General features: G+C 58.7%; 25 protein-coding genes and 1 pseudogene. 7 read left to right on the top strand and 19 right to left on the bottom strand.

From position 1 onward, the window contains the following. Positions 1-35 precede the first annotated feature (35 nt). On the top strand, positions 36-767 hold the full coding sequence (locus C2E15_RS07460) for an arginine ABC transporter substrate-binding protein (protein WP_104956808.1): 732 nt from the start codon (positions 36-38) through the stop codon (positions 765-767). Between the two features lie 203 nt (positions 768-970). Here the strand turns inward: C2E15_RS07460 and rlmC are convergent, their stop codons facing one another. From rlmC to C2E15_RS07410, 10 genes and pseudogenes are all read right to left on the bottom strand, one after another. After that, positions 971-2,101 carry a 23S rRNA (uracil(747)-C(5))-methyltransferase RlmC gene (gene rlmC, locus C2E15_RS07455; RefSeq protein WP_104956807.1) on the bottom strand — a complete coding sequence of 377 codons (1,131 nt, stop codon included), beginning with the start codon at positions 2,099-2,101 and terminating at the stop codon, positions 971-973. Between the two features lie 57 nt (positions 2,102-2,158). Then, positions 2,159-2,635, bottom strand: coding sequence for a YbjO family protein (locus C2E15_RS07450; RefSeq protein ID WP_104956806.1), 477 nt, complete (start codon positions 2,633-2,635; stop codon positions 2,159-2,161). Positions 2,636-2,758: 123 nt separating this feature from the next. Continuing rightward, positions 2,759-3,604, bottom strand: a complete 846-nt coding sequence (potI, locus tag C2E15_RS07445; protein WP_104956805.1) for a putrescine ABC transporter permease PotI — start codon at positions 3,602-3,604, stop codon at positions 2,759-2,761. Beyond that, positions 3,601-4,545, bottom strand: a complete 945-nt coding sequence (gene potH, locus C2E15_RS07440; protein ID WP_104956804.1) for a putrescine ABC transporter permease PotH — start codon at positions 4,543-4,545, stop codon at positions 3,601-3,603. Before potH ends, potI begins: the two co-directional genes overlap by 4 nt. Positions 4,546-4,555: 10 nt before the next feature. Continuing rightward, positions 4,556-5,688 (bottom strand): annotated as a pseudogene (gene potG / locus C2E15_RS07435) (putrescine ABC transporter ATP-binding subunit PotG). A gap of 120 nt (positions 5,689-5,808) precedes the next feature. Next, positions 5,809-6,921 carry a spermidine/putrescine ABC transporter substrate-binding protein PotF gene (gene potF / locus C2E15_RS07430; RefSeq protein ID WP_104956803.1) on the bottom strand — a complete coding sequence of 371 codons (1,113 nt, stop codon included), beginning with the start codon at positions 6,919-6,921 and terminating at the stop codon, positions 5,809-5,811. A gap of 394 nt (positions 6,922-7,315) precedes the next feature. Next, positions 7,316-7,795, bottom strand: coding sequence for a YbjN domain-containing protein (locus tag C2E15_RS07425; protein ID WP_104956802.1), 480 nt, complete (start codon positions 7,793-7,795; stop codon positions 7,316-7,318). An 89-nt stretch (positions 7,796-7,884) separates the two neighbouring features. Then, positions 7,885-8,787 (bottom strand): 30S ribosomal protein S6--L-glutamate ligase, encoded by a 903-nt coding sequence (gene rimK, locus C2E15_RS07420; RefSeq protein WP_104956801.1) that lies wholly within the window; start codon positions 8,785-8,787, stop codon positions 7,885-7,887. A gap of 20 nt (positions 8,788-8,807) precedes the next feature. Next, complete coding sequence (nfsA, locus tag C2E15_RS07415) at positions 8,808-9,530, bottom strand: oxygen-insensitive NADPH nitroreductase (protein WP_104956800.1); 723 nt, start codon at positions 9,528-9,530, stop codon at positions 8,808-8,810. Next, the gene (locus tag C2E15_RS07410) at positions 9,514-9,804 is read right to left on the bottom strand and encodes a DUF1418 family protein (protein WP_104956799.1); all 291 of its coding nucleotides are present in this window, start codon (positions 9,802-9,804) and stop codon (positions 9,514-9,516) included. Before C2E15_RS07410 ends, nfsA begins: the two co-directional genes overlap by 17 nt. A 202-nt stretch (positions 9,805-10,006) precedes the next feature. Between C2E15_RS07410 and C2E15_RS07405 the strand changes: the two genes are divergently transcribed. Next, a complete protein-coding gene (locus C2E15_RS07405) occupies positions 10,007-10,270 on the top strand; it encodes a GrxA family glutaredoxin (protein WP_104956798.1) in 264 nt (87 codons plus the stop codon). Positions 10,271-10,344: 74 nt separating this feature from the next. Here C2E15_RS07405 and ybjM read toward each other — a convergent pair whose 3' ends face one another. After that, a complete protein-coding gene (gene ybjM, locus C2E15_RS07400) occupies positions 10,345-10,719 on the bottom strand; it encodes an inner membrane protein YbjM (RefSeq protein WP_104956797.1) in 375 nt (124 codons plus the stop codon). 289 nt (positions 10,720-11,008) lie between these two features. Between ybjM and C2E15_RS07395 the strand changes: the two genes are divergently transcribed. The 4 genes from C2E15_RS07395 to C2E15_RS07380 all read left to right on the top strand — a co-directional run bounded on the left by C2E15_RS07395 (position 11,009) and on the right by C2E15_RS07380 (position 16,054). Next, positions 11,009-12,697 (top strand): aspartate:alanine antiporter, encoded by a 1,689-nt coding sequence (locus tag C2E15_RS07395; RefSeq protein WP_104956796.1) that lies wholly within the window; start codon positions 11,009-11,011, stop codon positions 12,695-12,697. Between the two features lie 207 nt (positions 12,698-12,904). Continuing rightward, positions 12,905-13,642, top strand: coding sequence for a phosphatase PAP2 family protein (locus tag C2E15_RS07390; protein ID WP_167391841.1), 738 nt, complete (start codon positions 12,905-12,907; stop codon positions 13,640-13,642). 2 nt (positions 13,643-13,644) lie between these two features. Continuing rightward, positions 13,645-14,241, top strand: a complete 597-nt coding sequence (gene ybjG / locus C2E15_RS07385; protein ID WP_104956795.1) for an undecaprenyl-diphosphate phosphatase — start codon at positions 13,645-13,647, stop codon at positions 14,239-14,241. A gap of 526 nt (positions 14,242-14,767) precedes the next feature. Continuing rightward, positions 14,768-16,054 carry an HAAAP family serine/threonine permease gene (locus tag C2E15_RS07380; protein WP_104956794.1) on the top strand — a complete coding sequence of 429 codons (1,287 nt, stop codon included), beginning with the start codon at positions 14,768-14,770 and terminating at the stop codon, positions 16,052-16,054. A 61-nt stretch (positions 16,055-16,115) separates the two neighbouring features. Here C2E15_RS07380 and C2E15_RS07375 read toward each other — a convergent pair whose 3' ends face one another. Next, on the bottom strand, positions 16,116-17,318 hold the full coding sequence (locus C2E15_RS07375) for a serine hydrolase (protein WP_104956793.1): 1,203 nt from the start codon (positions 17,316-17,318) through the stop codon (positions 16,116-16,118). Positions 17,319-17,570: 252 nt separating this feature from the next. Between C2E15_RS07375 and C2E15_RS07370 the strand changes: the two genes are divergently transcribed. After that, complete coding sequence (locus C2E15_RS07370; protein WP_104956792.1) at positions 17,571-18,227, top strand: HAD family hydrolase; 657 nt, start codon at positions 17,571-17,573, stop codon at positions 18,225-18,227. Between the two features lie 38 nt (positions 18,228-18,265). On the opposite strand, the gene C2E15_RS07365 is transcribed toward C2E15_RS07370, so the two are convergent. From C2E15_RS07365 to gsiA, 7 genes are all read right to left on the bottom strand, one after another. Further along, complete coding sequence (locus C2E15_RS07365) at positions 18,266-19,381, bottom strand: PQQ-dependent sugar dehydrogenase (protein ID WP_104956791.1); 1,116 nt, start codon at positions 19,379-19,381, stop codon at positions 18,266-18,268. Positions 19,382-20,039: 658 nt separating this feature from the next. Further along, positions 20,040-20,462, bottom strand: coding sequence for a lysozyme inhibitor LprI family protein (locus C2E15_RS07360; RefSeq protein ID WP_104956790.1), 423 nt, complete (start codon positions 20,460-20,462; stop codon positions 20,040-20,042). A gap of 66 nt (positions 20,463-20,528) precedes the next feature. After that, positions 20,529-21,515: a Gfo/Idh/MocA family protein gene (locus C2E15_RS07355; protein WP_104956789.1), complete on the bottom strand. Its 987-nt coding sequence runs from the start codon at positions 21,513-21,515 to the stop codon at positions 20,529-20,531. 137 nt (positions 21,516-21,652) lie between these two features. Further along, positions 21,653-22,558, bottom strand: coding sequence for a glutathione ABC transporter permease GsiD (gene gsiD / locus C2E15_RS07350; protein WP_104956788.1), 906 nt, complete (start codon positions 22,556-22,558; stop codon positions 21,653-21,655). A 9-nt stretch (positions 22,559-22,567) separates the two neighbouring features. After that, entirely contained in the window at positions 22,568-23,488 is a 921-nt protein-coding gene (gene gsiC, locus C2E15_RS07345; RefSeq protein WP_104959111.1) for a glutathione ABC transporter permease GsiC, read from the bottom strand. Positions 23,489-23,539: 51 nt separating this feature from the next. Next, a complete protein-coding gene (gsiB, locus tag C2E15_RS07340) occupies positions 23,540-25,078 on the bottom strand; it encodes a glutathione ABC transporter substrate-binding protein GsiB (RefSeq protein ID WP_104956787.1) in 1,539 nt (512 codons plus the stop codon). 52 nt (positions 25,079-25,130) lie between these two features. After that, positions 25,131-26,987 (bottom strand): glutathione ABC transporter ATP-binding protein GsiA, encoded by a 1,857-nt coding sequence (gsiA, locus tag C2E15_RS07335; protein WP_104956786.1) that lies wholly within the window; start codon positions 26,985-26,987, stop codon positions 25,131-25,133.

Raw genomic sequence — 26,987 nt, 5'->3', positions numbered from 1 at the left:
GGCAAACATCATAATGAAAAACAGGAGCAGTCCCGATGAAAAAATGGTTACTGGCCGCCGTGCTGGCAGGCGTGGCAATCAACGCTGGCGCAGCGGAAAAAATTCGTTTCGCCTCCTCCGCAACCTACCCGCCCTTCGAATCCCTGAACAGCGATAATCAGATCGTCGGTTTCGATATCGATCTCGCCAATGCCCTGTGCCAGCAGATCAAAGCGGAATGCACCTTTACCAACAACGCCTTCGACAGCCTGATCCCGGCGCTGAAGTTTCGTCGTTATGATGCGGTGATTTCCGGGATGGACATTACGCCGGAGCGCAGCAAGCAGGTCGCTTTTACCCAGCCCTACTACGCCAACTCCGCGGTGGTGATTGCGGCGAAAGGAAAGTACCCGACGATGGCGGCGCTGAAAGGCAAACGCATCGGCATGGAGAATGGCACAACCCATCAGCGCTATCTGCAGGATAAGCATCCGGAAGTGGTGCCGGTGGCCTACGACAGCTACCAGAACGCCATCCTCGATCTGAAAAACGGCCGTCTCGACGGTGTGTTCGGCGACACGGCGGTGGTCAATGAGTGGCTGAAAGCCAATCCACAGCTCGGCACCGTCGGCCAGCCGGTCACCGACCCGCAATATTTCGGCACCGGTCTCGGCATCGCAGTGCGTCCTGACAACCAGGCGCTGCTGAACAAGCTGAACGGCGCGCTGGCGGCGATCCGGGCGGACGGCACGCTGCAGAAGATTAACGATAAATGGTTTGCCCGCTGATTTCCGCGTAGCGCGGCCGGCAGTGCCGACTGAGAAAAAGCCTGCACAGCAGCTTTGTCGGCTTAATGCGATGCATTACCGGCTAAGAAGGCGCGATACAGGGGGGCCGGCTTCGCGCACTCTCTTTGCGGTCCGGCGACTAACGGCGTCTCTGACGGGCGCGTCCGCTGCGGATTTTCCGCCTGCGGGCGCGCCCGTTTCCATTATGGCCTGCGCTGCAGCAGCGTCAGCACCTCATAGTGCGCGGTATGCGGAAACATATCGAACAGCTGTACGCGCAGCGTCTGATAGTTCTCCAGGCGAGCGATATCCTGCGCCATGGTCACGGCGTTACAGCTGGAATACAGCAGCCATTCCGGCGCCATGCGGCTCAGGTAGTCACAGAGTTCCGCGCCGATGCCGCGACGCGGCGGGTTAACCAGCACCAGCTCCGGCACTGCCGCTTCGCCGGTGGCGAAGCGCGTAGAATCAAGCGCCGCAAACTGCACCTTCTCCAGCCCAAGCTGCTGCGCTGAACGCTGCGCGCAGGCGATCGCCTCGGCGCTGATCTCAATGCCGGTCAGGTGCATCTCCGGCGTGGTGCAATGCAGCCCAAAACCGCCGACGCCGCAGAAAAGATCCCACATAGCATGAATATTCAGCTCGCTGACCCACTGGCGCGCGGTGTCATACAGCTGCGCCGCCACCGCCGGGTTAGTCTGGAAAAAGCTGCGTGGACGGATCCAGAGCGGAACGTGATTCAGCTGCTCCGCCAGCGCCTGATTCTCCGTTAGCGCAATCTCCTCCTCCCCTTCCAGAATCGCCATATGTACCGGCTGGATATTGGCGGAGATCACCGACAGCTGCGGCAACTGCTGCTGCAGCCACGGCAGCGCGGCGCGCAGCTGCGCCAGCTTCGCCGGCGAGCGCAGCACAAAGCGCAGCATCAACCCGCCGTCGAGCGCGCTTTCGCTCAGCAGCAGGAACTTCAGCTCGCCGCGCCGCCGCGCCACGTTATAAGGGGTCAGGCCGGCGCGGGCGATAAAGGGCTTCAGCGCCGCGAATACTGGCGCAAAGCTGACGGGATAGAGCGGACAGGCGGTGAGATCCACCGGCGTGCCGTCGCGCTGCACGATGCCCAGCACCGGGCGCTCGACGCTGCCGCTTACCACCATTTTCGCCTTGTTGCGAAACGCCTGCTGCGGCGAACTGACCGGCGAACGCCATTCGCCGACCGTTACGTCGGCGAGCAGCGCCTGCAGATGCGTTTGCTTCTGCTGCAGCTGTTGGGGATAAGGGGTTGCCAGCCACTGACAGGAACGACAGCGGTCTGCATCGTAAAGCGCGCAATGCATGATTAAACCTATGAGTGGGTGTGCCGGTTTGCGGGGCGGGATTGTAGCATCAGCCACTCAGTTTCGCTGAAAAAATTGCCGGCTGGCGGCGGGCAGAAACAGCAGCGCCAGCACCAGCAGATCGGGCAGTTTATGCAGCAGCAGATTGTGCAGAATATCGATGCCGCCGGCGCCGCTGAGGCTGAAGATTTCCGGATAGATCCAGCCCATCGACGCGGCCCAGAGATAGACCAGCACCACCGCCTGCGTCACCATATAGGCGGCGCGGCCACGGCGCGAGCCGCGCATCAGCGTCAGGGCGCTGCGCAGTTCGATAAAGAAGATAAGCTGGCTGGCGAAAAAAATCAGGGTGGAATCCCAGGCCTGGGCGCTGCGGTGAATAAAATCGGCCACGCCATCGTAGCCCAGCTCATTTGCCAGCAGCAGCACGCTGAGACAGCGGGTGGCGATAATCGCCTGTCCGGCAATCAGTACCGGCACGGGCGCCTGCGGGTAGCGCCTGACCACACCAGCGGTTCTGAATACGTCCGACATTCCCCCACTCCTTCCATCGCAGCAGACTACATTCATCCTGTACGCCAGCCCGCGTCCGTTTACTGTCGGAGGCGGGCTGACACTGCAGAACCCTGCAATCAATAGTGGCAAATGTTTCGGATTTTAGCTACGTTTCGCTTTCTGAATATCGCGTACCCGCTGCTTCTCCTCATGCGCCATAAAGCGCCAGGCGATAAAGCCGACCAGCCCGACCACAAACAGGATCAGCGAGGCGAGCGCATTGATCTCCGGATTCACTCCGCGACGCACGGTGGCGAAAATCGCCATCGGCAGCGTGGTAGCACCCGGACCGGTGACAAAGCTGGCGATCACCAGGTCGTCAAGCGACAGGGTAAACGCAAGCAGCCAGCCGGTGACCAGCGCCGGCGCGATCATCGGCACGGTAATCACGAAAAAGACCTTTAGCGGCGTCGCACCCAGGTCCATCGCCGCTTCCTCAATCGAGCGATCCAGCTCGCGCAGGCGCGAGTTGATCACCACCGAGACATAGGCGGTGCAGAAGGTGACGTGCGCCAGCCAGATGGTCAGCATACCGCGATCGCTCGGCCAGCCCAGCGCGTGTCCCATCGCCACAAACAGCAGCAGCAGCGACAGGCCGGTGATCACGTCGGGCATTACCAGCGGCGCGGTCAGCATAAAGGCGAAGCCGGTCGACCCTTTGAAACGGCCGAAACGCACGATCACCACTGCCGCAATCGTCCCCAGCACGACCGCCATGGTGGCGCTGAGCGCGGCGATGGTCAGGCTTAGCGTCACCGCGCTGATCATCGCGCTATCCTGGAACAGCACACGATACCAGTGCAGCGAGAAGCTCTCCCAGACGGTCACCAGCTGCGAGCTGTTGAACGAATAGACCACCAGCAGCAGCATTGGAGCATAAAGGAAGCTGAAGCACAGCAGCAGGATCACCAGCCGCCACGGCGAACGAACAGCGGGCAAATTACTCATGCCTTCTCCTCCAGCGTTTTGTTTTGGTGCTTGTGGAACCAGATAATCGGCAGAATCAGAATCAGCAGAATAATCACCGCCAGCGCCGAGGCGACCGGCCAGTCACGGTTATTGAAAAACTCCTGCCACAGGATGCGGCCGATCATAATGCTGTCCGGCCCGCCCAACAGCTCAGGGATCACGTACTCCCCTACCGCCGGAATAAATACCAGCATCGATCCGGCGATAATGCCGTTTTTCGTCAGCGGCACGATCACGCTGAAAAAGGTTTTCAGCGGGCGCGCGCCGAGATCGAGCGAGGCTTCCACCAGCGAATAGTCGATACGCGTCAGCGCGGTATAGATCGGCAATACCATAAACGGCAGATAGCAGTAGACGATACCGATATAGACCGCCGTATTGGTGTAGAGGATCGCCAGCGGATGATCGATCACGCCCAGCCACATTAAAAAGCGGTTAAGAATGCCGTTGCTGTTGAGCAGCCCCATCCAGGCGTAAACGCGCACCAGGAAAGAGGTCCATGAAGGCAGGATCACCAGCAGCAGCAGGATGCTGCGCACCGAGGCGGGGCTTTGCGCCACCGCCCAGGCGAGCGGATAGCCCACCATCAGACAGATCAGCGTTGAGATCGCCGCCACCTTCAGCGACTGCAGATAAGCGTCGACATAGAGCGGATCGTCGGTCAGCTGCAGGTAGTTCCCAAGGTTGAACACCAGCGTCAGCTGGTCGTCCGCCCAGGTGATCAGCTCGGTATAGGGCGGAATGGCGCGCGCGATCTCGGCAAAGCTGATCTTCAGCACAATCAGGAACGGCAGCAGGAAGAACAGCACCAGCCAGAAATAGGGCAGCGCGATCGCCAGCTTGCGGCCATGAGCCATTTTCAGCCGCGTGAGCGTGCGGCCGAAAGTGCCGGGCTGCGCCGCGGCAACAGGTTGTTTCATATGCGCCCTCTTATACTGTCAGTACAACGCAGCTATCGGCATCCCAGCTGAGACGCACCTCGTCGCCCCAGGTCGGCGCGCCCTGGCGGAAGCGATGCGCGTTCTGGAGCTGCGCGCTGATCATCTGTCCGCTGTGCAGCCGTACATGATAAATCGACAGGTCGCCCAGATAGGCGATATGTCCCACCTCGCCGACGGCGAAGTTGCAGCCATCTTCCGGTACCTGCTCGCAGAGCATCACTTTTTCCGGACGCAGCGCGATAGAGACCGGCACGTTATCCATAATCGACACATCAGAGGCGACCTTCAGCGGATGCACCAGGCCGGGGCTGTCGATCACCAGCCCGTCATCGCGCCGCTCACGCAGCAGCCCCTCGAAAACGTTAACCGAACCGATAAATTCGGCGCTGTAACGGCTGGTAGGATGCTCATAGATCTCCTCCGGCTCGCCAATCTGCACGAATTTGCCGCGGTTCATAATGGCAATGCGGCCCGCCATGGTCATCGCCTCTTCCTGATCGTGCGTTACCATCACACAGGTAGCGCCGACGCGTTCAAGGATATCGACCACTTCCAGCTGCATGCGGTCGCGCAGTTTCTTATCCAGCGCGCCCATCGGCTCGTCGAGCAGCAGCAGCTTAGGACGCTTCGCCAGGCTGCGCGCCAGCGCCACGCGCTGACGCTGGCCGCCGGAGAGCTGGTGCGGCTTGCGCTTCGCATACTCCTGCATATGCACCAGCGCCAGCATCTCCGCCACGCGGCTGCTGATTTCGCCCTTCGGCAGCTTATCCTGCTTCAGGCCAAAAGCGATATTCTGCTCCACCGTCATATGGGGAAATAGCGCATAGGACTGAAACATCATATTGATCGGACGCTGGTAAGGCGGCACATGGGAGAGATCCTGCCCGTCGAGCAAGATCTGGCCGTGGGTTGGCGGCTCAAATCCCGCCAGCATGCGCAGCAGGGTCGATTTACCGCAGCCCGAGGGCCGAGCAGGGCAAAAATTTCGCCTTTATAAATCGTCAGGCTGACGTCATCAACGGCGTGCTGGCCATCGAACGATTTGGTCAGATTGCGGATCTCCAGCAGCGGCGTCAGGGCCTTTGCCGTTTTATGGGGAGGACGGGGGATCGCGTCGTTCACTAACTTTACTCTCCGGCGCTAAGCGGACATTCACGGCACGGGGCCGCACAAATGAGACAACAGAGGCCGGTACCGCGCCTCTGTTGTCTTTAGCCTGCGATGGGTATTCGCGTTGACGAATTACTTACCGCTTTTTACTTTGGTCCATGCGCGGGTGCGCATACGGTCCAGTTTAGGTTCCTGCACTTTCAGCACGAACAGCCTGGACAGAGTTTCCGGCGTCGGGAAGATGCCAGGGTTATTGCGCACCGCGTCGCTTACCAGCGGCAGCGACGCCTTATTACCGTTAGCGTAGAACATCTTGTCGGAAATGTGCGCAATCACTTTCGGATCCATGATGTAGTTCAGCCACTGATAGGCTTCATCAAGGTTTTTCGCATCTTTCGGGATCGCCATCATATCGAAGAAGGCCAGCGCGCCCTCTTTCGGAATGCTGTAGGCGATATTGACGCCGTTTTTCGCTTCCGCCGCGCGGTTTTTCGCCTGCAGCACATCGCCCGCCCAGCCGATCGCCACGCAGGTGTTGCCGTTAGCCAGATCGTTGATGTACTGCGAGGAGTGGAAGTAACGAATATTCGGACGCAGTTTCAGCAGCAGATCGGTCGCCGCGCCGGAGTAATCCTTCGCGTCGCTGCTGTTGGGATCTTTGCCGAGGTAGTTCAGTACGGTAGCGAAAATCTCTTCCGGCGCGTCAAGGAAGGAGACGCCGCAGCTCTTCAGCTTCTCCAGGTTTTCCGGCTTCAGTACCAGATCCCAGCTATCGACCGGCGCATCTTTGCCCAGCGCCGCCTTCACCTTCTCGACGTTATAGCCGATGCCGGTAGTCGCCCAGAGATAGGGAATGGCGTACTTGTTGCCCGGATCGTGCTGCTCGACCTTCTTCAGTAGCTCAGGATCGAGGTTCTTATAGTTAGGCAGCTTGCTTTTATCCAGCGGCTGAAACACGCCGGACTGCAGCTGACGCGCCAGGAAGCTTGAGGAGGGCACCACCACGTCGTAGCCGGTGCTGCCGGCCATCAGTTTGCCCTCCAGCACTTCGTTGGAGTCGAACACGTCATACACCACTTTGATGCCGGTCTGCTTTTCGAAATCGGGCACGGTATCGGGAGAGATATAATCCGACCAGTTATAGACGTGCAGGGTTTTCTGTTCCGCCATCGCGCCGGCGGAGATCGCCATCAGCACACCAGCCGCCACACCAGACAACCATTTCCTGCCGCGGTTGTTTAACATGTTTCCTTCCTCCAGAATCGGGGTCAATCTTCAGATGCAGAACAGAAGAAGCCGGCCGGCCTCCCCTTGCGTATCAGCTGTGACAGTGAATCGTTATTCAGTGCTGGCCGCTGAGAAAACGTCGCGCGCCGCATGCGGTCTATTCTGCCAGGCATGCAGCCCCGCAAGCATAGCCGCATGCTGGCATTCAGGCCATACCCCAGAGTAAAAAACGCCTTTTATCGATTATTTATGCATGTTTCATCTATGTGATAGGCCAGACCCGCATAAACGGCGATAAATATTTGGCAGTAAAGGGCTCAACGCAGCATAAAAATGTGAAGTGCGCCGCTTGCCCGGCGTGAAAAGCGGGAAGTGGCGCGAAAAGAGAGGACGTAACGGCTGAAACGAAAAGTCAGTGCAGAACCGGGAGACGCTGATCGGGCGCGACCGGCTCATCTTCCTCGCCCATCAGCAGCAAATTATTGGCGAAGGCTTCCATGATCACCATTGAGATCTGCTCTTCGCTCTGGCGCAGGAAATGGACGAACTGCCCGTAGGTGATGCCCGCTTCGATCATCAGCGACTGACAAACAATCAGCTTCGGCAGATTATCGTCCTGGATATCGAGAAACGCTTTTACCGTCAGCGACGCGGCGTTGATCTGCGACAGATCGCCCGCCAGCGGGATCAGCGCCGTGGGCTTCACCTCCGCGAGGGCGGAAAACAGAATGACGTTGTCGACCAAATCGATTTTGGCATCGAAAACGCCATCGAAATTTTGCATGTGCGGCAGATGCAGCGCCTGACAGGCGTCACATTCAAACCAGGTAATGCTTTGCTGATCCAGCCAACGTCGTAATACGTCTAAGTCTGGAACGACGAGTGAATCCATATGCTACTGCCCTATACCGCGTTGAAATAAGCGCAATAGCTTACGGAAAAAGCAAGCTGAAAACCACGTCCGCTGGTCAAAAAGGCGATTCAACCGCCGGTTTTCAGACTGAAACCGGGTTGGGCGTGCCGCTCAATCCAGTCAATCATGAGCGCGGCAATATTCAAACCGGTGGTTTTTTCAATGCCTTCCAGCCCCGGCGAGGCGTTGACCTCCATCACCAGCGGGCCGCGCTGCGCGCGAAGAATATCGACGCCCGCCACGTCCAGCCCCAGCGTGGCCGCCGCCTTCACCGCGATCTCGCGCTCGCGCGCGGTGATCTCCACGCAGCGGGCGCGGCCGCCGCGGTGCAGGTTGGAGCGAAAATCGCCCTCTTTCGCCTCGCGCTCAATAGCCGCCACCACTTCGTTGCCGATCACCAGGCAGCGGATATCACACCCTTTCGCCTCTTTAATAAACTCCTGCACCAGAATATGCGCGTTGAGGCCGCGAAAAGCGTCGATCACGCTCTCCGCCGCCTGACGCGTCTCCGCCAGCACCACGCCGATGCCCTGGGTGCCCTCCACCAGCTTCACCACCAGCGGCGCCCCGCCCACCATATCGATCAGATCGCGGGTATCGTCGGGTGAATGGGCGAAGCCGGTGACCGGCATATCGATCCCCTGCCGCGCCAGCAGCTGCAGCGAACGCAGCTTGTCGCGCGCGCGGGTGATCGCCACCGACTCGTTCAGCGGATAGCTGCCGCACAGCTCGAACTGACGCAGCACCGCCGTACCGTAAAAGGTGATAGCCGAGCCGATACGCGGGATCACCGCGTCGAAATCATCCAGCGGCCGCCCGCGGTAATGCACCGCCGCCGAAGCGGGATTGATGTTCATATAGCAAGAGAGTGGGTCGACGATGTCGACCTGGTGGCCGCGCCCCTGCGCGGCCTCACGCAGACGCTTACAGGAGTAAAGCGATGCATCACGGGAAAGGATGGCAATTTTCACCCGAAGGTCTCCGCCTGAAATTACCGCGTTGCCCAACCCTGCTTATGCAGGTAGTCGAGGATAAAGGGACGGCTTTCGCGCACGATGGTACGGCGAATATGGTTGCTGAAATTATCGCTGCGCTGGTTGCTGTCGCGTTGCTGATAATAGGCCTCCAGCTCGCGATCGTAGGCATCCAGCTGCTGGCGATCCAGCGGCTGATAGCGGTTTTCATGCACCAGCATGCTGGCGGGCATGCGCGGCTTGATATCGGGTTCCTGCTGCGGCCAGCCGAGGCACATGCCGAACAGCGGCAGCACGTGCTGCGGCAGGCCCAGTAGCTCGGTTACCTGCTCGATGCTATTGCGGATGCCGCCGATGTAGACGCCGCCCAGGCCGAGCGATTCGGCGGCGACCATCGCGTTCTGCCCCATAATCGCCGTATCGACGCAGCCCAGCAGCAGCTGCTCCGCCAGGCCGAGCTGCGCCTCAGGGCAGATCTGCAGATTGCGCTGAAAATCGGCGCAGAATACCCAGAACTCCGCCGCCTGCGCCACGTAGTGCTGGCCGCCGGTCAGCGTTACCAGCTGCTCGCGCAGCGCCTTGTCGGTCACGCGGATAATCGAAGTGCATTGTAAAAAGCTGGACGTGGAAGCCGACTGCGCGGCGGCGATAATCGCCTCACGCTGTTCATCGCTAATCGGTTGATCGGTAAAAGCACGAATCGAACGATGCGCACGTAACAGGTCAATGGTCGGCGTCATGTGAATCTCCGGAAGTGTTTGATGAGGCATCGCCGCGGCGCCGGCCGAAAAGCTCTGGCGCGATAGCCTGCGCCGTGCGCCACATCAGCGCGACGGCGGCAGGCAGCATCAGGACAATGCCGGTAAAAAGCAGCGCGGTGGCGATACGCCGGCCGGACCAGCCGGCAGGCAGCGCCAGCCACTGCTGCGCAAGTAAAAAAGCCAGAATCAGCAGCAGGATGCCGGCAGCTTCCAGCGCCAGCACCGTTTTCGGCAACTGCAGAGCATGTTTCACTGGATCTCTCCTTTTGGCATCCCGCCAGCGAAGCGGGGGTGGCATATTAAAGCGTAGCTGGCACAATGGCGCATAGCCTGTATGCATTGTAGCAACAGGCACAGCCTTCTTTACAGAGGGGAAGGCCGGGCGCGATGATGCGTTCAGCAGCTTTAAAAGTGTGACATAATTCACACAAAAATGTGACATAAAGGAGAGAACGATGCTTGCAGTGATTTTTGGCCGTCCCGGATGCCCCTACTGCGTACGTGCGAAAGACCTGGCGGAAAAGCTGACCGCAGCGCGTGAAGACTTTGACTTCCGCTACGTCGATATCCAGGCGGAAGGCATTACGAAAAAAGATCTGGAAGAGAAAGTCGGCAAGCCGGTGGAAACCGTGCCGCAGATTTTCGTCGATACGCAACATATCGGCGGCTTTACCGATTTCAATGCCTGGAGCAAAGCGAACCTCGGCGTCGCGCTGTAAGTTCTTGACATTAAAAAACCGGCCCGCTCGCGCGCCGGTTTTTTTATGCCGCCGGCGTATCAGGCCCGCTTAACTTAACGCGTCGCGCGCGAGGCCGTCAGCGTGCGCCACAGCATTACCAGCAGCGCGCCGAAGCCGCACCAGAAAATGGCGCTGGTCAGCCAGGCCAGCTCCTGCAGCAGCGAATGAGAAATAAACGCGTGGCTGAAACCGATCAGCAGGCAACAGGGCGTTGCCGCCAGCGCCGCCAGCAACGCATGGCTTAGCGGCGTGCGGCGATTCATCAGCGCCGCGACCAGCCCCGGCAGCATAAACAGCAGCAGCCCGGTCTGCTCCGAAGAGTGGCCCGGCGACTCCTCCCCGCCGCTATAGCGCGCCAGCAGGAAGGTGGCACAGTAAAGCGTCATGCAAAACATTACGCCCGGCCAGCGGACGCCATACAACAGCATAGAATTTCCTCATTTATTTCTGCTAACCAGCACCGGCAAAAAATAAGCGTTTACGACAAAGCTGTTAAACAAATAACAGGCAAAAGTTAATAAATATTTTGTTTTTACTATGGCTTTCTACTGGAGGTCTGAAGAATAAATGAATAAAATGAGCGCCACTTTCCATCTGTCCCTGAATACCGCTTTCCTGACGGGTCGCTGCCCGGTTCACCCTCGTGCTTACAGGAAATAACGTTAGCCTGGAAATTCAGGTCTTTCAACAAGTTACTGGTAAACAAGAAGTTAATACGTGAATATAAACGTCGCAGATTTGTTAAGCCGTAATGATATTTTGTTATTATTCGTTGTGCTGGCTTTAGGGCTGTGCCTGGGTAAATTACGGCTCGGCTCGGTGCAACTGGGTAATTCCATTGGTGTTTTAGTGGTTTCGCTTTTACTGGGCCAGCAGCACTTCGGCATTAATACCGATGCGCTGAGTCTGGGCTTTATGCTGTTTATTTTTTGCGTTGGCGTCGAAGCCGGCCCCAATTTTTTCTCTATTTTTTTCCGCGACGGTAAAAACTACCTGATGCTGGCGCTGGTGATGGTCAGCAGCGCGATGCTGCTGGCACTGGCGCTGGGCAAAGCGTTCGGCTGGGATATCGGCCTGACGGCGGGGATGCTGGCGGGAGCGATGACTTCGACGCCGGTGTTGGTCGGCGCCGGCGATACGCTGCGCCAGTCGATGAGCGACAGCCAGCTGCTCGGCCAGATGCAGGATCACCTGAGCCTCGGTTACGCCCTGACCTACCTCGTCGGCCTGGTCAGCCTGATCTTCGGCGCGCGTTATCTGCCGCGCCTGCAGCATCAGGATCTTTCGACCTGCGCCCAGCAGATTGCCCGTGAGCGCGGCCTTGATACCGACAGCCAGCGCAAAGTCTATCTGCCGGTGATCCGCGCCTATCGCGTCGGCCCGGAACTGGTCGCCTGGGCTGATGGCAAAAACCTGCGCGAGCTGGGCATCTACCGTCAGACCGGCTGCTATATCGAACGTATTCGCCGCAACGGCATTCTCGCCAGTCCCGACGGCGACGCGGTGCTGCAGCTGGGCGATGAGATTTCGCTGGTGGGCTATCCCGAGGCGCATGCACGTCTCGATACCAGCTTCCGCAACGGCAAAGAGGTGTTCGACCGCGACTTGCTCGATATGCGCATCGTCACCGAAGAGATTGTGGTGAAAAACCATAATGCGGTGAACAAGCGTCTTAGCCATCTGAAACTCACCGATCACGGCTGCTTCCTTAACCGCGTGATCCGCAGCCAGATAGAGATGCCGATCGACGACAGCATCATGCTGAACAAAGGGGATGTGCTGCAGGTCAGCGGCGAGGCCAGGCGCGTGAAAAGCCTCGCCGATCGCATCGGCTTTATCTCGATTCACAGCCAGGTGACCGATCTGCTGGCCTTCTGCGCCTTTTTCATCATCGGCCTGATGATCGGTATGGTGAGTTTCCAGTTCAGCGCCTTCAGCTTCGGCATCGGCAACGCCGCCGGTCTGCTGTTCGCCGGCATTATGCTGGGCTTTCTGCGCGCCAACCACCCCACTTTCGGTTATATCCCGCAGGGCGCCCTGACGATGGTGAAAGAGTTCGGCCTGATGGTATTTATGGCCGGCGTCGGCCTGAGCGCCGGCAGCGGACTGGGCAAAGGCCTGGGCGAAACCGGCCTGCTGATGCTGCTGAGTGGCCTGGCGGTAAGCCTGTTGCCGGTGGTGCTTTGCTATCTGTTCGGCGCTTACGTGCTGCGTATGAACCGCGCCCTGCTGTTCGGCGCCATCATGGGCGCGCGTACCTGCGCGCCGGCGATGGAGATTATCAGCGATACCGCGCGCAGCAATATTCCGGCGCTGGGCTATGCCGGAACCTACGCTATCGCTAACGTTTTGCTGACGCTGGCGGGCACGCTGATCGTGATTATCTGGCCGGCGCTGGGCGGCTAAAAAATATTTTAGTTTTCCTGCGAACTTCTTTCAGGGCAGGCAGTCTGAATAAGTGCCACTGCTTTTCTTTGAAATCCCCAGATTGTGGAGCCCGTTAATCTCTGATTAGCGGGTTTTTTTATGCCTGCTTTCTGCCGCCGTCTCTTAATGTTTTCTTAAGGGCCGACGGTCACTATAGCCAGCCTGTTCTCTCTTGCAGGCGCGGTCATGCAACTGACATCAAAGTTAAACCAACACGCAACGTCCCAGCCGATTCGGAGTAAGGCTCTTTACCCGTTACCGGGACGCTTCTACGCTATCCACGCTGTTTTTCTGGCTGTTTTTGGCCTGCTGTTTTTATGGCTGGCGCGCGACGCAAGCCTGGATATGGCGCTGACCGGCTACTGGTTCGATCCGATGACGCAGCAGTTTCCGTGGAAAGAGAACCGCTGGCTGGATCTGATCAACCATCGGCTGTTAAAGGATCTGGTGATCGCCACTGGCGTGGCACTGCTGCTGGCGGGCGTGGCGCGTCGTCAGCCGCGCTGGGTACTGGTGGCGCTGCTGATCGGCATCGGCTCGCTGGCGGTGGGCATGCTGAAGGCGACCAGCGCGCACTCCTGCCCCTGGGATCTGGTGCAGTTCGGCGGCAAAGCCTTCGCCTATCCGCTGCTCGGCGCGATACCGGCGGAAAGCGGTCCCGGCCGCTGTTTTCCCGGCGGACATGCCTCAAGCGGCTTCAGTTTAATGGCGCTGTTTTTTCTTTACTGGCCGACGCGTCCCAGAATGGCCTGGCTCTGTTGGGGCGGCGCGATCGTGCTGGGTTTAGTGATGGGCTATGGACAGATGATGCGCGGCGCGCATTTCCTTTCCCATAATTTGTGGGCTGGCTGGTGGGTTTGGCTGGCGCAGCTGTTGGTTTACGCGGGCGTAACGCGCCTGACTGAGAAGATGAGGAAGATATAATGATGGAAGAGTTGAACCGGACGCTGTTTCTCTGGATCAACGCCACGCCGGACTCCGCGGCCTGGTTACTGGAACTGGCGACCTTCATCGCTAAAGATCTTATCGCTATTGTGCCGATGCTGATTGTGGCGCTCTGGCTCTGGGGTCCGCACAGCGGTATACGGGAGCTGGCGTTAAAAACCGGCATCGCCCTGCTCTATGCGCTGGCAATCTCCTGGTGCATCGGCCAGCTGTTTCCTCACCCGCGCCCTTTCGCCATCGGCTTCGGCCACCAGTTCCTGTCGCACGCGCCGGATGACTCCTATCCCAGCGATCACGGCACCACCATTTTCACCTTCGCGCTGGCGTTTATTTTCTGGCATCGCGTCTGGTCAGGCGTGCTAATGCTGGCGATCGGCGTGGCGATCGCCTGGTCACGCGTTTATCTGGGCGTACACTGGCCGATGGATATGTTGGGCGGGCTGCTGGTCGGCATGCTGGGCTGTCTCTTTTCGCAAATGGCCTGGCCGTGGTATGGCGAACCCTTAATGAAACTGCTGCATCAGATTTATCGGCTGCTTTTTTCCCTGCCGATCAGAAAAGGCTGGGTACGTAATTAATTCTCCTCTCCTTCCGGGCCTGTTTTACAGGCCCGTTTTGCTATTGTGCTTTATTTGATTTTATTTCACCTTGCCTGTCATTTATTGCGCAAAGCCGCGGCCTTTTGCGGCGATTAAAAGCATCCGTTGCGCAAAACGTAAAAATCGAACGCGTCGTTATTTTTAACCTATTGATTTTTAATAAAATAAAAACCAAAATGCGCGAAAAACAAGCAAATGCATCGCGATTTACAACCAGACATTAAATAAAAATACAGCTTTATCCTCCATGATTAACAACAAAGATAGAGAATTAAATTAAAAATAATTAAACATCCAGATTATCGAACCTGATTTATTCTCTGCATTGTGATCATAATCACCTATTAGTGGTATTCCGGTACTTTTAACTTATTTTGATGGTGGTAGAGTGTGCCGCGAAAACGGGTATTCCCAGGACACATTTTGTTGACCGGCGGTGAATAACGGCGTGCTTATCGCCCAACGCCGACGGTTCGAAATTCATTCGTTACTCATGGAGATGGTAATGGCCTCACAGCAAACCGCAATCCAGACCGGACAGGCGGCAACCCACGCCAGCAGCTGGCGCAAAACCGATACCATGTGGATGTTGGGACTTTACGGCACGGCTATCGGCGCCGGGGTACTTTTTTTGCCGATCAACGCCGGTATTGGCGGGCTGGTGCCGCTGATTATTATGGCGTTACTGGCCTTCCCGATGACCTACTACGCGCACCGCGGGCTTTGCCGCTTCGTCTTGTCCGGCAGCAAGCCGGGCGAAGATATCACCGAGGTGGTGGAGGAGCATTTCGGCGTTGGCGCCGGCAAGGTGATTACCCTGCTCTATTTCTTCGCCATTTACCCTATCCTGCTGGTATATAGCGTGGCGATCACCAATACGGTGGAAAGCTTTCTGACCCACCAGCTGCATCTGCAGGCGCCGCCGCGCGCGCTGTTATCGCTGCTGCTGATTGTCGGTTTGATGATGATTATCCGCTTCGGGAAAGAGGTGATTGTGAAAACCATGAGCCTGCTGGTTTTCCCCTTTGTCGGCGTGTTGATGCTGTTGGCGCTGTGGCTGATCCCGAACTGGAGTACGGCGATTTTCCAGGATGCCACTCTGAGCGGCAACGGCGGCAATCTGCCGATGACGCTGTGGCTGGCGCTGCCGGTGATGGTGTTCTCGTTTAACCACTCGCCGATTATCTCCGCCTTTGCGGTAGCGAAACGTGATGAGTATGGCGAAGCGGCCGAGCGTAAGTGTTCACGTATTCTGGCGCTGAGCCATGTGATGATGGTGTTGACGGTGATGTTTTTCGTCTTCAGCTGCGTGCTGTCCCTTTCGCCGGCGCATCTGGCGGAAGCGAAGGCGCAGAATATCTCTATTCTCTCTTATCTCGCCAACCACTTTAATACGCCGATGATGGCGTGGCTGGCACCGATTGTGGCGATGGTGGCGATCACCAAATCGTTCCTCGGTCACTACCTGGGCGCGCGCGAAGGTTTTAACGGCATGATTATTAAGTCGCTGCGCAGCCGCGGTAAAAGCATGAATGAGAATAAGCTGAACCGTTTGACCGCGCTGTTTATGCTGCTGACCACCTGGCTGGTGGCAACGTGGAACCCAAGCATTCTCGGCATGATCGAGACGCTGGGCGGCCCGATTATCGCGGTGCTGCTGTTCCTGATGCCGATGTACGCCATTAATAAGGTACCGGCGATGCGTCGCTACAGCGGCGCGCTGAGCAACATTTTCGTGGTGGTTATCGGTTTGATCTCTATCTCGGCGATTGTCTGGTCGCTGATAGGCTAAGCGGCATCTGCGGGAATAAAAAGGTCGGCGTTGCCGACCTTTTTATTGGCTCAGGCGGCGGTTACGAGAACCATTTCCCGAACCAGCCGTTGAACTTCATCATCACGAAATCGACAATGCGGCTAAAGAACCCCCCTTCCTCCACCGGCTCCAGTACCACCAGGGGGCGTTGCGCAATGGTTTTGCCGTTCAGCTGAAAATCGATCGTGCCCACCGGCTGATATTTTTTCAGCGGCGCCTGCAGCTGCGGCGCACTCAGGGTGAAACTCGCCTTGAGGTTTTTCATCTGCCCTTTCGGGATGGTCAGCGCGACATCTTTCTCGACGCCCAGCTTCACCTCATTATGGTCGCCGAACCAGACGCGCTGCTGCGTAAAGGGCGCGTTAGCCTTGATCGGCGTCACCGTTTCAAAAAAGCGGAAGCCCCAGGTCAGCAGCTTTTCGCTTTCGCGAAAGCGCACCGCGTCCGTCGCGGCGCCCATCACCACGGAAATGAGGCGCATATTGCCTTCGGTGGCGGAAGCGACCAGGTTATTACCGGCGCCCGCCGTATGGCCAGTCTTGATGCCGTCGACGTTAAGATTGCTGCTCCACAACAGCCGGTTGCGGTTGCGCTGGGTAATATTATTGAAGGTGAACGATTTCTCCTTGTTTAGCGCGTACTCTTCCGGCACGTCGCGGATCAGCGCCTGGCCAATCAGCGCCATATCGCGCGCGGTGCTGTACTGCCCTTCCGCATCCAGGCCATGCACGGTTTTGAAGTGGGTGTTTTTCAGCCCCAGCGCGCGCACATAGTTGTTCATCAGCCCGACAAAGGCATCCTGACTGCCCGCCACGTAGTCAGCCAGCGCAATGCTGGCGTCGTTACCTGACTGAATCACTATGCCTTTATTCAGCTCCGATACCGGAATGCGGTCGCCGGGCTTGAGGAACATCAGCGATGAGCCTTTCAGGATCGGGTTGCCGGTGGCCCAGGCGTCCTGGCCGACGGTCACCATATCGTCGCGGGTGATTTTGCCGCTTTTCAGCGCCTGCCCAATCACATAGCTCGACATCATTTTCGTCAGGCTGGCGGGATCGAGCCGATCGTCGGCATTGGCTTCCGCCAGCACATCGCCGCTGGCGAAATCCATCAGGATCCAGGATTTCGCCTCAATTTGCGGCGCGGCGGGCGCCTGTTCGGCGTTAACTACAACAGGAAGCAGCAGCAGGGTGCCGCTTATCGCCAGCGAACAAAGGCCGGCGTGAAGGCGCATTTTTTTCATGATGGAATCGAATAACCTGTGGAAATATCATAAGTTTCATAAGGATATGAAACGCAGCACCCTACGCTAACCTGTCAGCGCTGCGATTAAAACCGCTGCTGCGTAAAGTTATTTAGAGTTTGGTAGAAAAATCTTGTTCTGCGTTCCGCTTCAGGTTGCGCACACTGCGCCTGATTCTGATTTTGCGTAAAACAGCTAAGACGATCACAAAACTCCGCTAACCTGAAGAAAATTGGGTGGAGGAGAATCATCGTGGATTTAGCGCTTTTCGATCTGGATAAAACGCTGATTTGTGCCGACAGCAACGCGCTGTGGATGCGCTGGCTGGTCTCGCAGGGTTACGCGCCTGAAACGCTGATTGCTGAAGAAGAGGCGCTGATGGCGCAGTATTGTCAGGGCGCGCTGCCGCTGGAAACCTATATGAGCCATACGCTGGCGCCGCTGAGCGGAATGGGTACGCTGACGGTCAACGGTTGGGTGCGGCGCTTTATTCATCGCGATATTATGCCGCGCGTCTACCCCGCCGCCCGCGAGCGTCTCGCCTGGCATCAGCAGCGCGGCGACACCATTATGCTGATCTCCGCCGGCGGCGAACATCTGATGGCGCCGATTGCGCAACGCCTTGGCGCGCATGGCGCGCTGGCGGTGGGGGTAGAGATTATCGACGATCGCTACAGCGGCGCGCCGAGCGCGGTAATGGCGTGGCGGGCGGGCAAAGCGACGCGTCTCGCCGACTGGCGCGCGCTGCAGCAAGAGAACCGTTTTCATCACACCTGGGCCTACAGCGACGCCATCGCTGACCTGCCGCTGCTGACGCTGGCGGATCACGCCTGCGCCGTCAATCCCGATGCGCAATTGCTGGAGGAGGCGCGAGCGCGTGGCTGGCAGGTCGCGCGCTGGGAAAAATAGCGCGCCGCCTGAACCTGCGCAACCGGTTCAGGCGTCCGTTACGGCTGCAGCCCCAGCTTCAGCAGCTTGCCGTCGCGCTCGTCAGTCAGCACGTAGAGATAGCCATCCGGCCCCTGGCGCACGTCGCGAATGCGTTCACCGCGATCCTGCAGCAGCCGTTCCTCCCCGACAACCTTATCGCCGTTCAGGCTGAGGCGAATCAGGTTCTTTTCCTTCAGCGCGCCGATAAACAACGAATTTTTCCATGTCTGGAAACGGGCGCTGTTATAAAACGCCATGCCGCTGATCGCCGGCGAGTTTTTCCACCAGTAGATCGGCTGTTCGGTACCGGGCGCCTCGCCGCCTTTCGACTGCGGCACCTTGTCGCCGCTGTAGTCAACACCCCAGGTAGCGAGCGGCCAGCCGTAGTTTTTGCCTTTCCGGGGAATATTGACCTCATCGCCGCCACGCGGGCCATGCTCGCTTTCCCACATCTGCTGCGTCCAGGGATTCAGCGCCAGACCCTGCGGATTACGCAGGCCGTAAGCCCAGATTTCCGGGCGCGCGTTGTTGCGGCCGACAAAAGGATTATCCGGCGGCACCGAGCCGTCCGGCTTCAGGCGCACCAGCTTGCCCTGCAGCTTATTGAGATCCTGCGCGGTCTCGCTCTGAAAATTATCGCCGAAAGCGACCCAGAGATAGCCTTCGCGGTCAAAGGCGAGGCGGGTGCCGAGGTTGGCGCCGCCAGAGAGCTTCGGCTGCTGGCGCAGCACCGCTTTAAAGTCCGTCAGCTGGCGGTTATCTTCGCTTAGCTTGCCGTAGCCGACCACTGCGCCGGCACGCCCGTTGCTGTCCGCTTCGGTATAGCTGAGCCAGACGCGGCGGCTCTGGGTGAAATCGGGCGCCAGCGCCACATCCAGCAATCCGCCCTGACGCTGGCTCCAGACCTGCGGCACGCCACCAATCGGCGGCGACAACCCTTTGTCCGGTTGCCACAGCCTCAGCGCGCCCGCGCGTTCGGTAATCAACAGGCTGTGATTGTCTGGCATAAATGCCAGCGACCAGGGATGATTGAGTTTGTCCTGCAGCTGCTGCACCGTAACCTGCGCCGCCAGCAGCGGCGTGGAAAAGAGTACGGCTCCGCTTAACGCCAGTGAGATCAATCGACGAGACATAACGCGCTCCTTGTGAGGGAAAGTCCAGGTTAACTGTAGCAGCAATGCGCCGCTACGCCGTTTCCCGGCCGCGCCGCGTTGGGCGCGTTCTCACCGTGCGGCCTTCACGGTTTCCCGCGACGGCGGGGCGCCCGGCGCTTCCCGGCCGCGCGGCATTCAGCCTTTCCCGCGACTGTACGACGTTCGGCGCTTCCCGGCCGAGCGACATTCAACTTTTCCTCCGGTCGCGCGGCGTTGGGCGCCTCACCTGCGTATCGCCACTAAAAAGCGGCCGATCTCTGACTTCCCGGTAACGCCTGCGCCTTTTCAGAATTCTTTTGTGAGTTTTTTCACGCTTTTCACTTTAAAAGCGTCAAAAATCTTGTTCAAAAGTCAAATCAAACTAATCTTTCAACAGGCGTTAATATTTATATTTCCCTGGTGTTTGGCCCGCCTCGTTGGCGGGCTATTTTTTTTGCCCTTCGTTCCTTCCCGCTAATTACCGGCTATTTGCCTGACATTCCATTCACCCCAACACGTATACGCGGTTTTTCTTGTCCACATTTTGTTTAGCAGAACAAACCCTATAGATATGCATATAACAAGGTAAGCTAATATTTTCGTCAGCGATTATCGCGACCGGTTTTACCGTGCGCCGCGATAATCGTGCTGCATCGCCCTACCCCTCTTCTCCCGCCAGCTGCGTGCTGACACGCAGCCGGTAAAGGTCGATGGCTTTATCGCGAATAATGTTCATCTTCGATTCCGCTGCCACCAGCGACCAAATGGTGCCCTGCTGCTGCCGGTAATAAGCGGCGATCGCCGCGTCATAGCTATCCCGGTACTGCAGCCAGCTGCGCTGCGCCGTCTTGATCGCCTGCCGGACATTTTCCGGCTGATCTTTTATCAGCAAGCGGTATTGCGTATTCAGCTCGCTGTCCCACTGTCGGGTGGCGGCCTGATAACACTGCGCATTATCCAGCGTACTGTTCGCCTGCATTTTGCATTGCTGTAGCTGCTTATCAATGCGCTCGCCTGGCTGCTGCGCCTGCGCCATGGCCGGAAACAGCAGCGGGATCAGCAGTAACGATAGTCGTTTCATCGGTTCACCTTGTTGGTTCGCGGCACCCTGGTGGGCGTAACGCGCACGGTTGCAGATAGCCTTCCGTTAGCTCGCCGTCTTAGCCTGCTGCTCAAACGGAAAGCGGATGCCCCAGCGCTGGCGAATATCGGTCATCAGCGCCACCACATCCTGCGTCAAATAATGCAGCGGGTTGTTGCCCTCTGCGATATAGCGTTCAACATTTAAAATCTCATATTGCAACGCGCGTTTGGTTTCGCCCGCCTCGATGATTTCCGTGGCGCCATCCGCCAGGCTGATGGTCGCCCGCTGCGCGCGTGGAAAGTTCTCCACGGTGATAAAGCCCTTCTCACAGGCGATAATCCCGCGCTTCGGCATTTTGGCGCGAAACGCCAGCGAGATGTTCACCATCTCCTGCTGCGGGTTTTGTAACAGAATGCCGCACTGCTCATCCACACCGGTGCTGAACGGCGTCACGGCAGTGAACAGGCTGTCCGGCTGCGCCGTCAGGAAGTAGCGCGCAAACGACAACGCGTAGGTACCAATATCCAGTAGCGCGCCGCCGGCCAGCGCCGGATTGAAAAAGCGGTTTTCAGGATCCGGCTCCTTCACGGTGCCGAAAGAGACCTGGATCATCTTCATCTTACCCAGCCGCCCGCTATCAAGCGTTTGCTTCAGCTGCTGAAACAGCGGCATATGGAACAGGGTCATCGCTTCGGCGACGATCAGCTTTTTCTCCGCCGCCAGCCGGTCGATTTCCTGCAGCTCTGCGCTGCTGACCGTGATCGCTTTCTCCACCAGCAGATGTTTGCCATGCTCCAGCGCCAGCTTCATCCAGGTGAAGTGGCTATCGTGCGGCGTGGAAATATAGACCGCGTCGATATGCGGATCGGAGAGCAGCCGTGCAAAATCGTCATCCACCCGCGCAATGCCGTAGCGTTGCGCAAATGCCGCTCCCTTTTCCCGGTTGCGCGCTCCCACCGCACAGACGTTTCTTCCCAGCGCCTGCATGGCGGCGGCGAACTGATGAGCAATATCGCCCGGCCCAATAATGGCCCATGCTAATGGTTTCATTCTTTTTTCCTTTTATCTTGTCCAGACGCTAAGTGTAGACAGCGAAAAAGCGCGGCGCGGCGCGAACGGCGATCCGTCGTCAAATCCGGTGCCGCAAGCGATAAAGAAAAAAGCCCGCTGATGCGGGCTTTTTGCGGTTAGCTCTTTAGCTTTGGATCGAGCGCGTCGCGCAGACCGTCGCCCAGCAGGTTGAACGCCAGCACCGTCAGGAAAATCGCCAGGCTGGGGAAGATCGCCACGTGCGGCGCCATCACCATATCCGCGCGCGCCTCGTTGAGCATCGCGCCCCACTCCGGCGTCGGCGGCTGCGCGCCAAGCCCGAGAAAAGAGAGGCTGGCAGCAGTAATGATCGAGGTGCCGATGCGCATAGTGAAATAGACCACAATCGATGACACCGTGCCGGGCAGGATATGGCGCACGATAATCGTCCAGTCAGAGGCGCCGATGCTGCGCGCCGACTCGATAAAAGTCTGATGCTTCAACACCAGCGTATTGCCGCGCACCAGGCGGGCAAAGGCGGGCACGCTGAAGATCGCCACCGCGACAATCACGTTAGACATGCCGCTGCCCATGATCGCCACCACCGCAATTGCCAGCAAAATGCCGGGGAACGCGAACAGCACATCACAGATACGCATGATAATGCGATCCCACCAGCCCTCGTAATAACCCGCCAGCAGGCCGAGCGCGGTACCGATCACCGTGCCGATCGCCACGGAGAAGAAGCCCGCCAGCAGCGAAATACGCGTACCGACCAGCACCCGGCTGAAGATATCACGCCCCAACGAATCGACGCCAAACCAGTGCAGCGCGGACGGCCCTTCGGTCAGCCGGTCGTAGTCGAAATAGTTCTCCGCATCGAACGGCGCCACCCAGGGCGCAATCGCCGCCAGCACAATCAGCGCCAGCACAAAGAAGCCGGCCGCCAGCGCCACATGCTGACGGCGAAAGCGCCGCCAGAATTCGCGCCACGGCGTGCGCACGCCATCGTTGCGCTGCAGGGGCATCGCCTTCAGAGCCGCTTCACGTCGCCAGTTGTTCATCGCAGCTCCTTATTTGTAACGTATGGCGGGATTGATGGCGGCATACAGCATGTCCACAATCAGGTTGATCACAATAAACTCCAGCGAGAACAGCAGCACCTCCGCCTGAATCACCGGATAGTCGCGCATCTCCACTGAGTCCACCAGCAGGCGTCCCAGTCCTGGCCAGTTAAACACCACCTCCACCACGATCGAGCCGCCCAGCAGAAAGCCGAACTGCAGGCCCATCATGGTGACGACCGGGATCATCGCGTTGCGCAGGCCATGCTTCACGATCACCCGCGATTCGCGCACGCCTTTGGCGCGCGCGGTGCGCATATAGTCCTCCTGCATCACCTCGACGAATGAGGCGCGGGTAAAGCGCGCCATAATCGACGCCACCGCCGCGCCCAGGGTAATCGACGGCAGAATATAGTGCTGCCAGCTGTCGGCGCCGACGGTCGGCAGCCAGCCCAGCTCGACAGAGAAGACCTGCATCAGCAGCATCCCCAGCGCGAAGGCAGGGAAAGAGATGCCGGACACCGCCAGCGTCATGCCGATGCGATCCGGCCAGCGGTTGCGCCAGACGGCGGAGACGATGCCGATCGCCATGCCGAAAATGACCGACCAGACCATGCTGGTCAACGTCAGCCAGAAGGTCGGCATAAAGCGCGAGGCGATCTCCTGCGCCACCGGGCGTTTCGAGACCATGGAGGTGCCGAAATCGCCCTGCAGCGCGTTGACCATAAAATGCCAGAACTGCTGCGGCAGCGGCTGATCCAGCCCCAGCGACTGGCGCACCATCTCCACCACGCCGGCGTCCGCTTCCGGCCCGGCCACCAGCCGCGCCGGATCGCCCGGCAGCAGATGCACAAAAAGAAACACCAGCACCGCCACAATCAGCAGCGTCGGGATCAGGCCCAGCAGGCGTTTAAGAAAATAGTTCAGCATGCGTTTCCCTGCGCCGTCGAGGCCGGCCTGCATAGCCGGCGTCGACGACCATTACTTCAGATCGGCTTCATCAAAGTTAAATGAGGTGTCCGGCATCATATAAAAACCGGTCAGCGATTTGGTGTTCGCCGAAACCAGCTTCTCCACCACCAGCGGTACCCATGGGCGATCGTTCCAGATGCGATCCTGCGCGTCTTTATAGAGCTGCGCCTTTTTCGCCGTATCGGTGGTTTTCAGCGCATCGCCAAGATCGTTATCCACCTGCTTGTTGCTGTAGAAGGCGGTATTAAAGATGGTCGGCGGCCAGGAGGCAGTGGCAAACAGCGGCGTCAGCGCCCAGTCCGCTTCACCGGTCGAGGCGGACCAGCCGGTATAGAACATGCGCACACCGCTCTCTTTCTGCCCTTTGCCTTCCACTTCCGCTGCACGCTGGCCGGCGTCCATGGCGGTGACCTTCACCTTGATGCCGACCTGCGCCAGCTGCTGCTGGGTAAACTGCAGCACCTTTTGCGCAGTGCTGTGGTTATGGGAAGACCAGAGCGTAGTGCTGAAGCCGTTAGGGTAACCCGCCTCTTTCAGCAGCTCACGCGCCTTCGCCGGGTTGTATTCGATCGCCGGGTAGCTCTGGGCATACGCGATAGAAGGCGGCACAATGCCGGTCGCCGGCGTAGCGTAGCCGGCAAAGGCGACCTTGCTCAGCGCCTGGCGGTTAATGGCGTAGTTGATCGCCTCGCGCACTTTCGGGTTATCAAACGGCTTCTGCGTCACATTCAGGCTGATATAGCGCTGCATGATCGATGGGGTGCTGACCAGATCCAGCTTGCTGTTTTTTTCCAGCAGCTTCGCCTGCTCGTAGGGGATCGGGAAGGCGAAGTTGGCCTCGCCGGTCTGCAGCATCGCCGCGCGGGTATTGTTATCGACAATCGGGCGCCAGGTAATGGAATCCAGCTTCGGATAACCTTTTTTCCAGTAGCCATCCCACTTTTTCACCTTCACAAAATCGGTCTGGTTCCAGGTGACGAACTGATACGGCCCGGTGCCGACCGGATGGAAGCCGATCTCTTTGCCATATTTTTTCAACGCTGTCGGGGAGATCATCGCCGCCGCCGGGTGCGCCAGAATATTGATAAAGGCCGAGAACGGCTGTTTTAGGGTGATTTTCACCGTAGTGGGATCGATCGCCTCGGTGGTGGCGATATGTTTAAACAGGTTATAGCGCTTGAGGTGGTTATCTTCGTCACTGGCGCGGTCGAGGTTGACTTTCACCGCTTCGGCGTTGAAATCGGTGCCGTCCTGAAACTTAATGCCGGAGCGCAGCTTGATGGTCCAGGTCAGGCCGTCCGGGCTTGCCTGGTAACTTTCCGCCAGCACGTTTACCAGCTTCATCTCTTTATCGAAGCCGAACAGCCCCTGATAGAACGATTTCGCCACCGCCTGCGACAGCGTATCGTTAGCGTCATACGGGTCGAGGGTAGTGAAGTTGGAGCCGACGGCGATCACCGCGTCCTTCGCCGCCCAGGCGGGCGCGGCGGCCACGGCGCCGAGCAGGCCGGCCGTCAACAGCCATTTGCGTGAGGTCTGAATTGTCATAGTGCGTATTCTCCTGTAATCCCTGTCTGAGTTATGCAAAAGCCGGGCCCGCTCAGGCGCCGCTGATGGTATGACGGGCGACGTAGTGCTGGTCGCCTACTTTGATTAACGGCGCGACGGTCGGCTCATCGCCCGGCGCGCGCAGAGGGCTGGGCAGCTCATCCACCAGCAGCGCGCGTTCACGCCGTCGGTGTCCCGGATCGGCCACCGGCACCGCCGCCATTAGCTTGCGGGTGTAGGGGTGCTGCGGGTTTTCAAACACCGCCTGGCGTGGCCCGATCTCGACGATTTGCCCGAGATACATCACCGCCACGCGATGGCTGATGCGCTCCACCACCGCCATATCGTGCGAAATAAACAGAAACGCGATGCCGAACTCACGCTGCAGATCGAGCATCAGGTTCACAATCTGTGCCTGGATCGAGACATCCAGCGCCGACACCGATTCATCGGCAATCACCACTTTTGGATTAAGCGCCAGCGCGCGGGCGATGCAGATGCGCTGCCGCTGCCCACCGGAAAATTCGTGCGGGTAGCGGCGCGCGTGTTCCGGCAGCAGCCCAACCCTTTCCAGCAGCCAGGCGACGCGCTTTTCCGCCTCGGCGCGCGGCATCGCCTTATGGATCAGCAGCGGCTCCATAATTGAAAAGCCGACGGTAAGCCGCGGATCGAGCGACGCGTAGGGATCCTGAAAGATAAACTGAATATCGCGCCGCAGATGCGACAGCTGATGCGGCCGCAGGCGATCGATGCGCTGGCCGTTAAAGGTGATGCTGCCACCCTGGCTTTCCACCAGACGCAGCAGCGAACGGCCGGTGGTCGATTTGCCACAGCCTGACTCTCCCACCAGCGCCAGCGTCTCGCCCGCATGCAGATCGAAACTGACCTTTTCCACCGCATGCACTCGCCACTTAACGCGGTTCAGCAGGCCGCCGCGGATATCGAAACGGGTCACCAGATCGCGCACCTGTAAGACCGGCTCGCCGGCGCGGCGCACCGTGTCGGGCAGCGTTTCACTACTCTCCTGTTCGCCCGGCAACGGAAACTTGCGCGGCAGCGGCTGGCCATGCATCGCGCCAAGGCGCGGCACCGCCGCCAGCAGTGCGCGCGTGTAGGGCTGCTGCGGCGCGCTGAACAGCGCGGCGGTCTCATTACTTTCCACCACTTCGCCGCGGTACATCACCTGCACGCGATCGGCCATTTCCGCCACCACGCCCATATCGTGCGTGATAAAAATCACGCCCATCGCCATCTCTTTTTGTAGTACACGGATCAGCTGCAGGATCTGCGCCTGGATGGTCACGTCCAGCGCGGTGGTCGGCTCGTCGGCGATCAGCAGCGCCGGCCGGCAGGAGAGCGCCATGGCGATCATCACACGCTGACGCATGCCGCCGGAAAGCTGATGGGGAAAGCGGGTCATAACGTTTTGCGCTTCGGGGATACGCACCAGATCGAGCATGCGCCGCGCCTCCGCCAGCGCCTGCTGATGGCTTTTGCCCTGATGCAGACGTACCGATTCGGCAATCTGGTCGCCGACGGTAAACACCGGGTTCAGCGAGGTCATCGGCTCCTGGAAAATCATCGCCATATCGGCGCCGCGTATTGCGCGCATCTGCGACTGGCGCAGCCGCGCCAGATCAACCACTGAATTATCGCGCCGCCGCAGCCACAGCTCGCCGCTGTCGAGGCGGCCGCCGCCCTGCTCAATCAGGCGCATCAGCGCCAGCGAAGTGACCGATTTACCGGATCCCGATTCACCCACCAGCGCCAGCGTTTCGCCACGGCGCACCTCCAGCGAGAGCTGGCGTACCGCCTGAGTCGTCTGGCCCTGCTGCGTAAAACTGACGCTAAGATCGCGTACCGCCAGCACGCTGTCGTCCGCCAGCGTAAAAGAAGAAGGCTGTGTCAT

The sequence above is a fragment of the Mixta gaviniae genome (genome assembly GCF_002953195.1).
Lineage (GTDB): Bacteria > Pseudomonadota > Gammaproteobacteria > Enterobacterales > Enterobacteriaceae > Mixta > Mixta gaviniae.
This window is presented reverse-complemented; position numbering and strand designations above follow the sequence as displayed.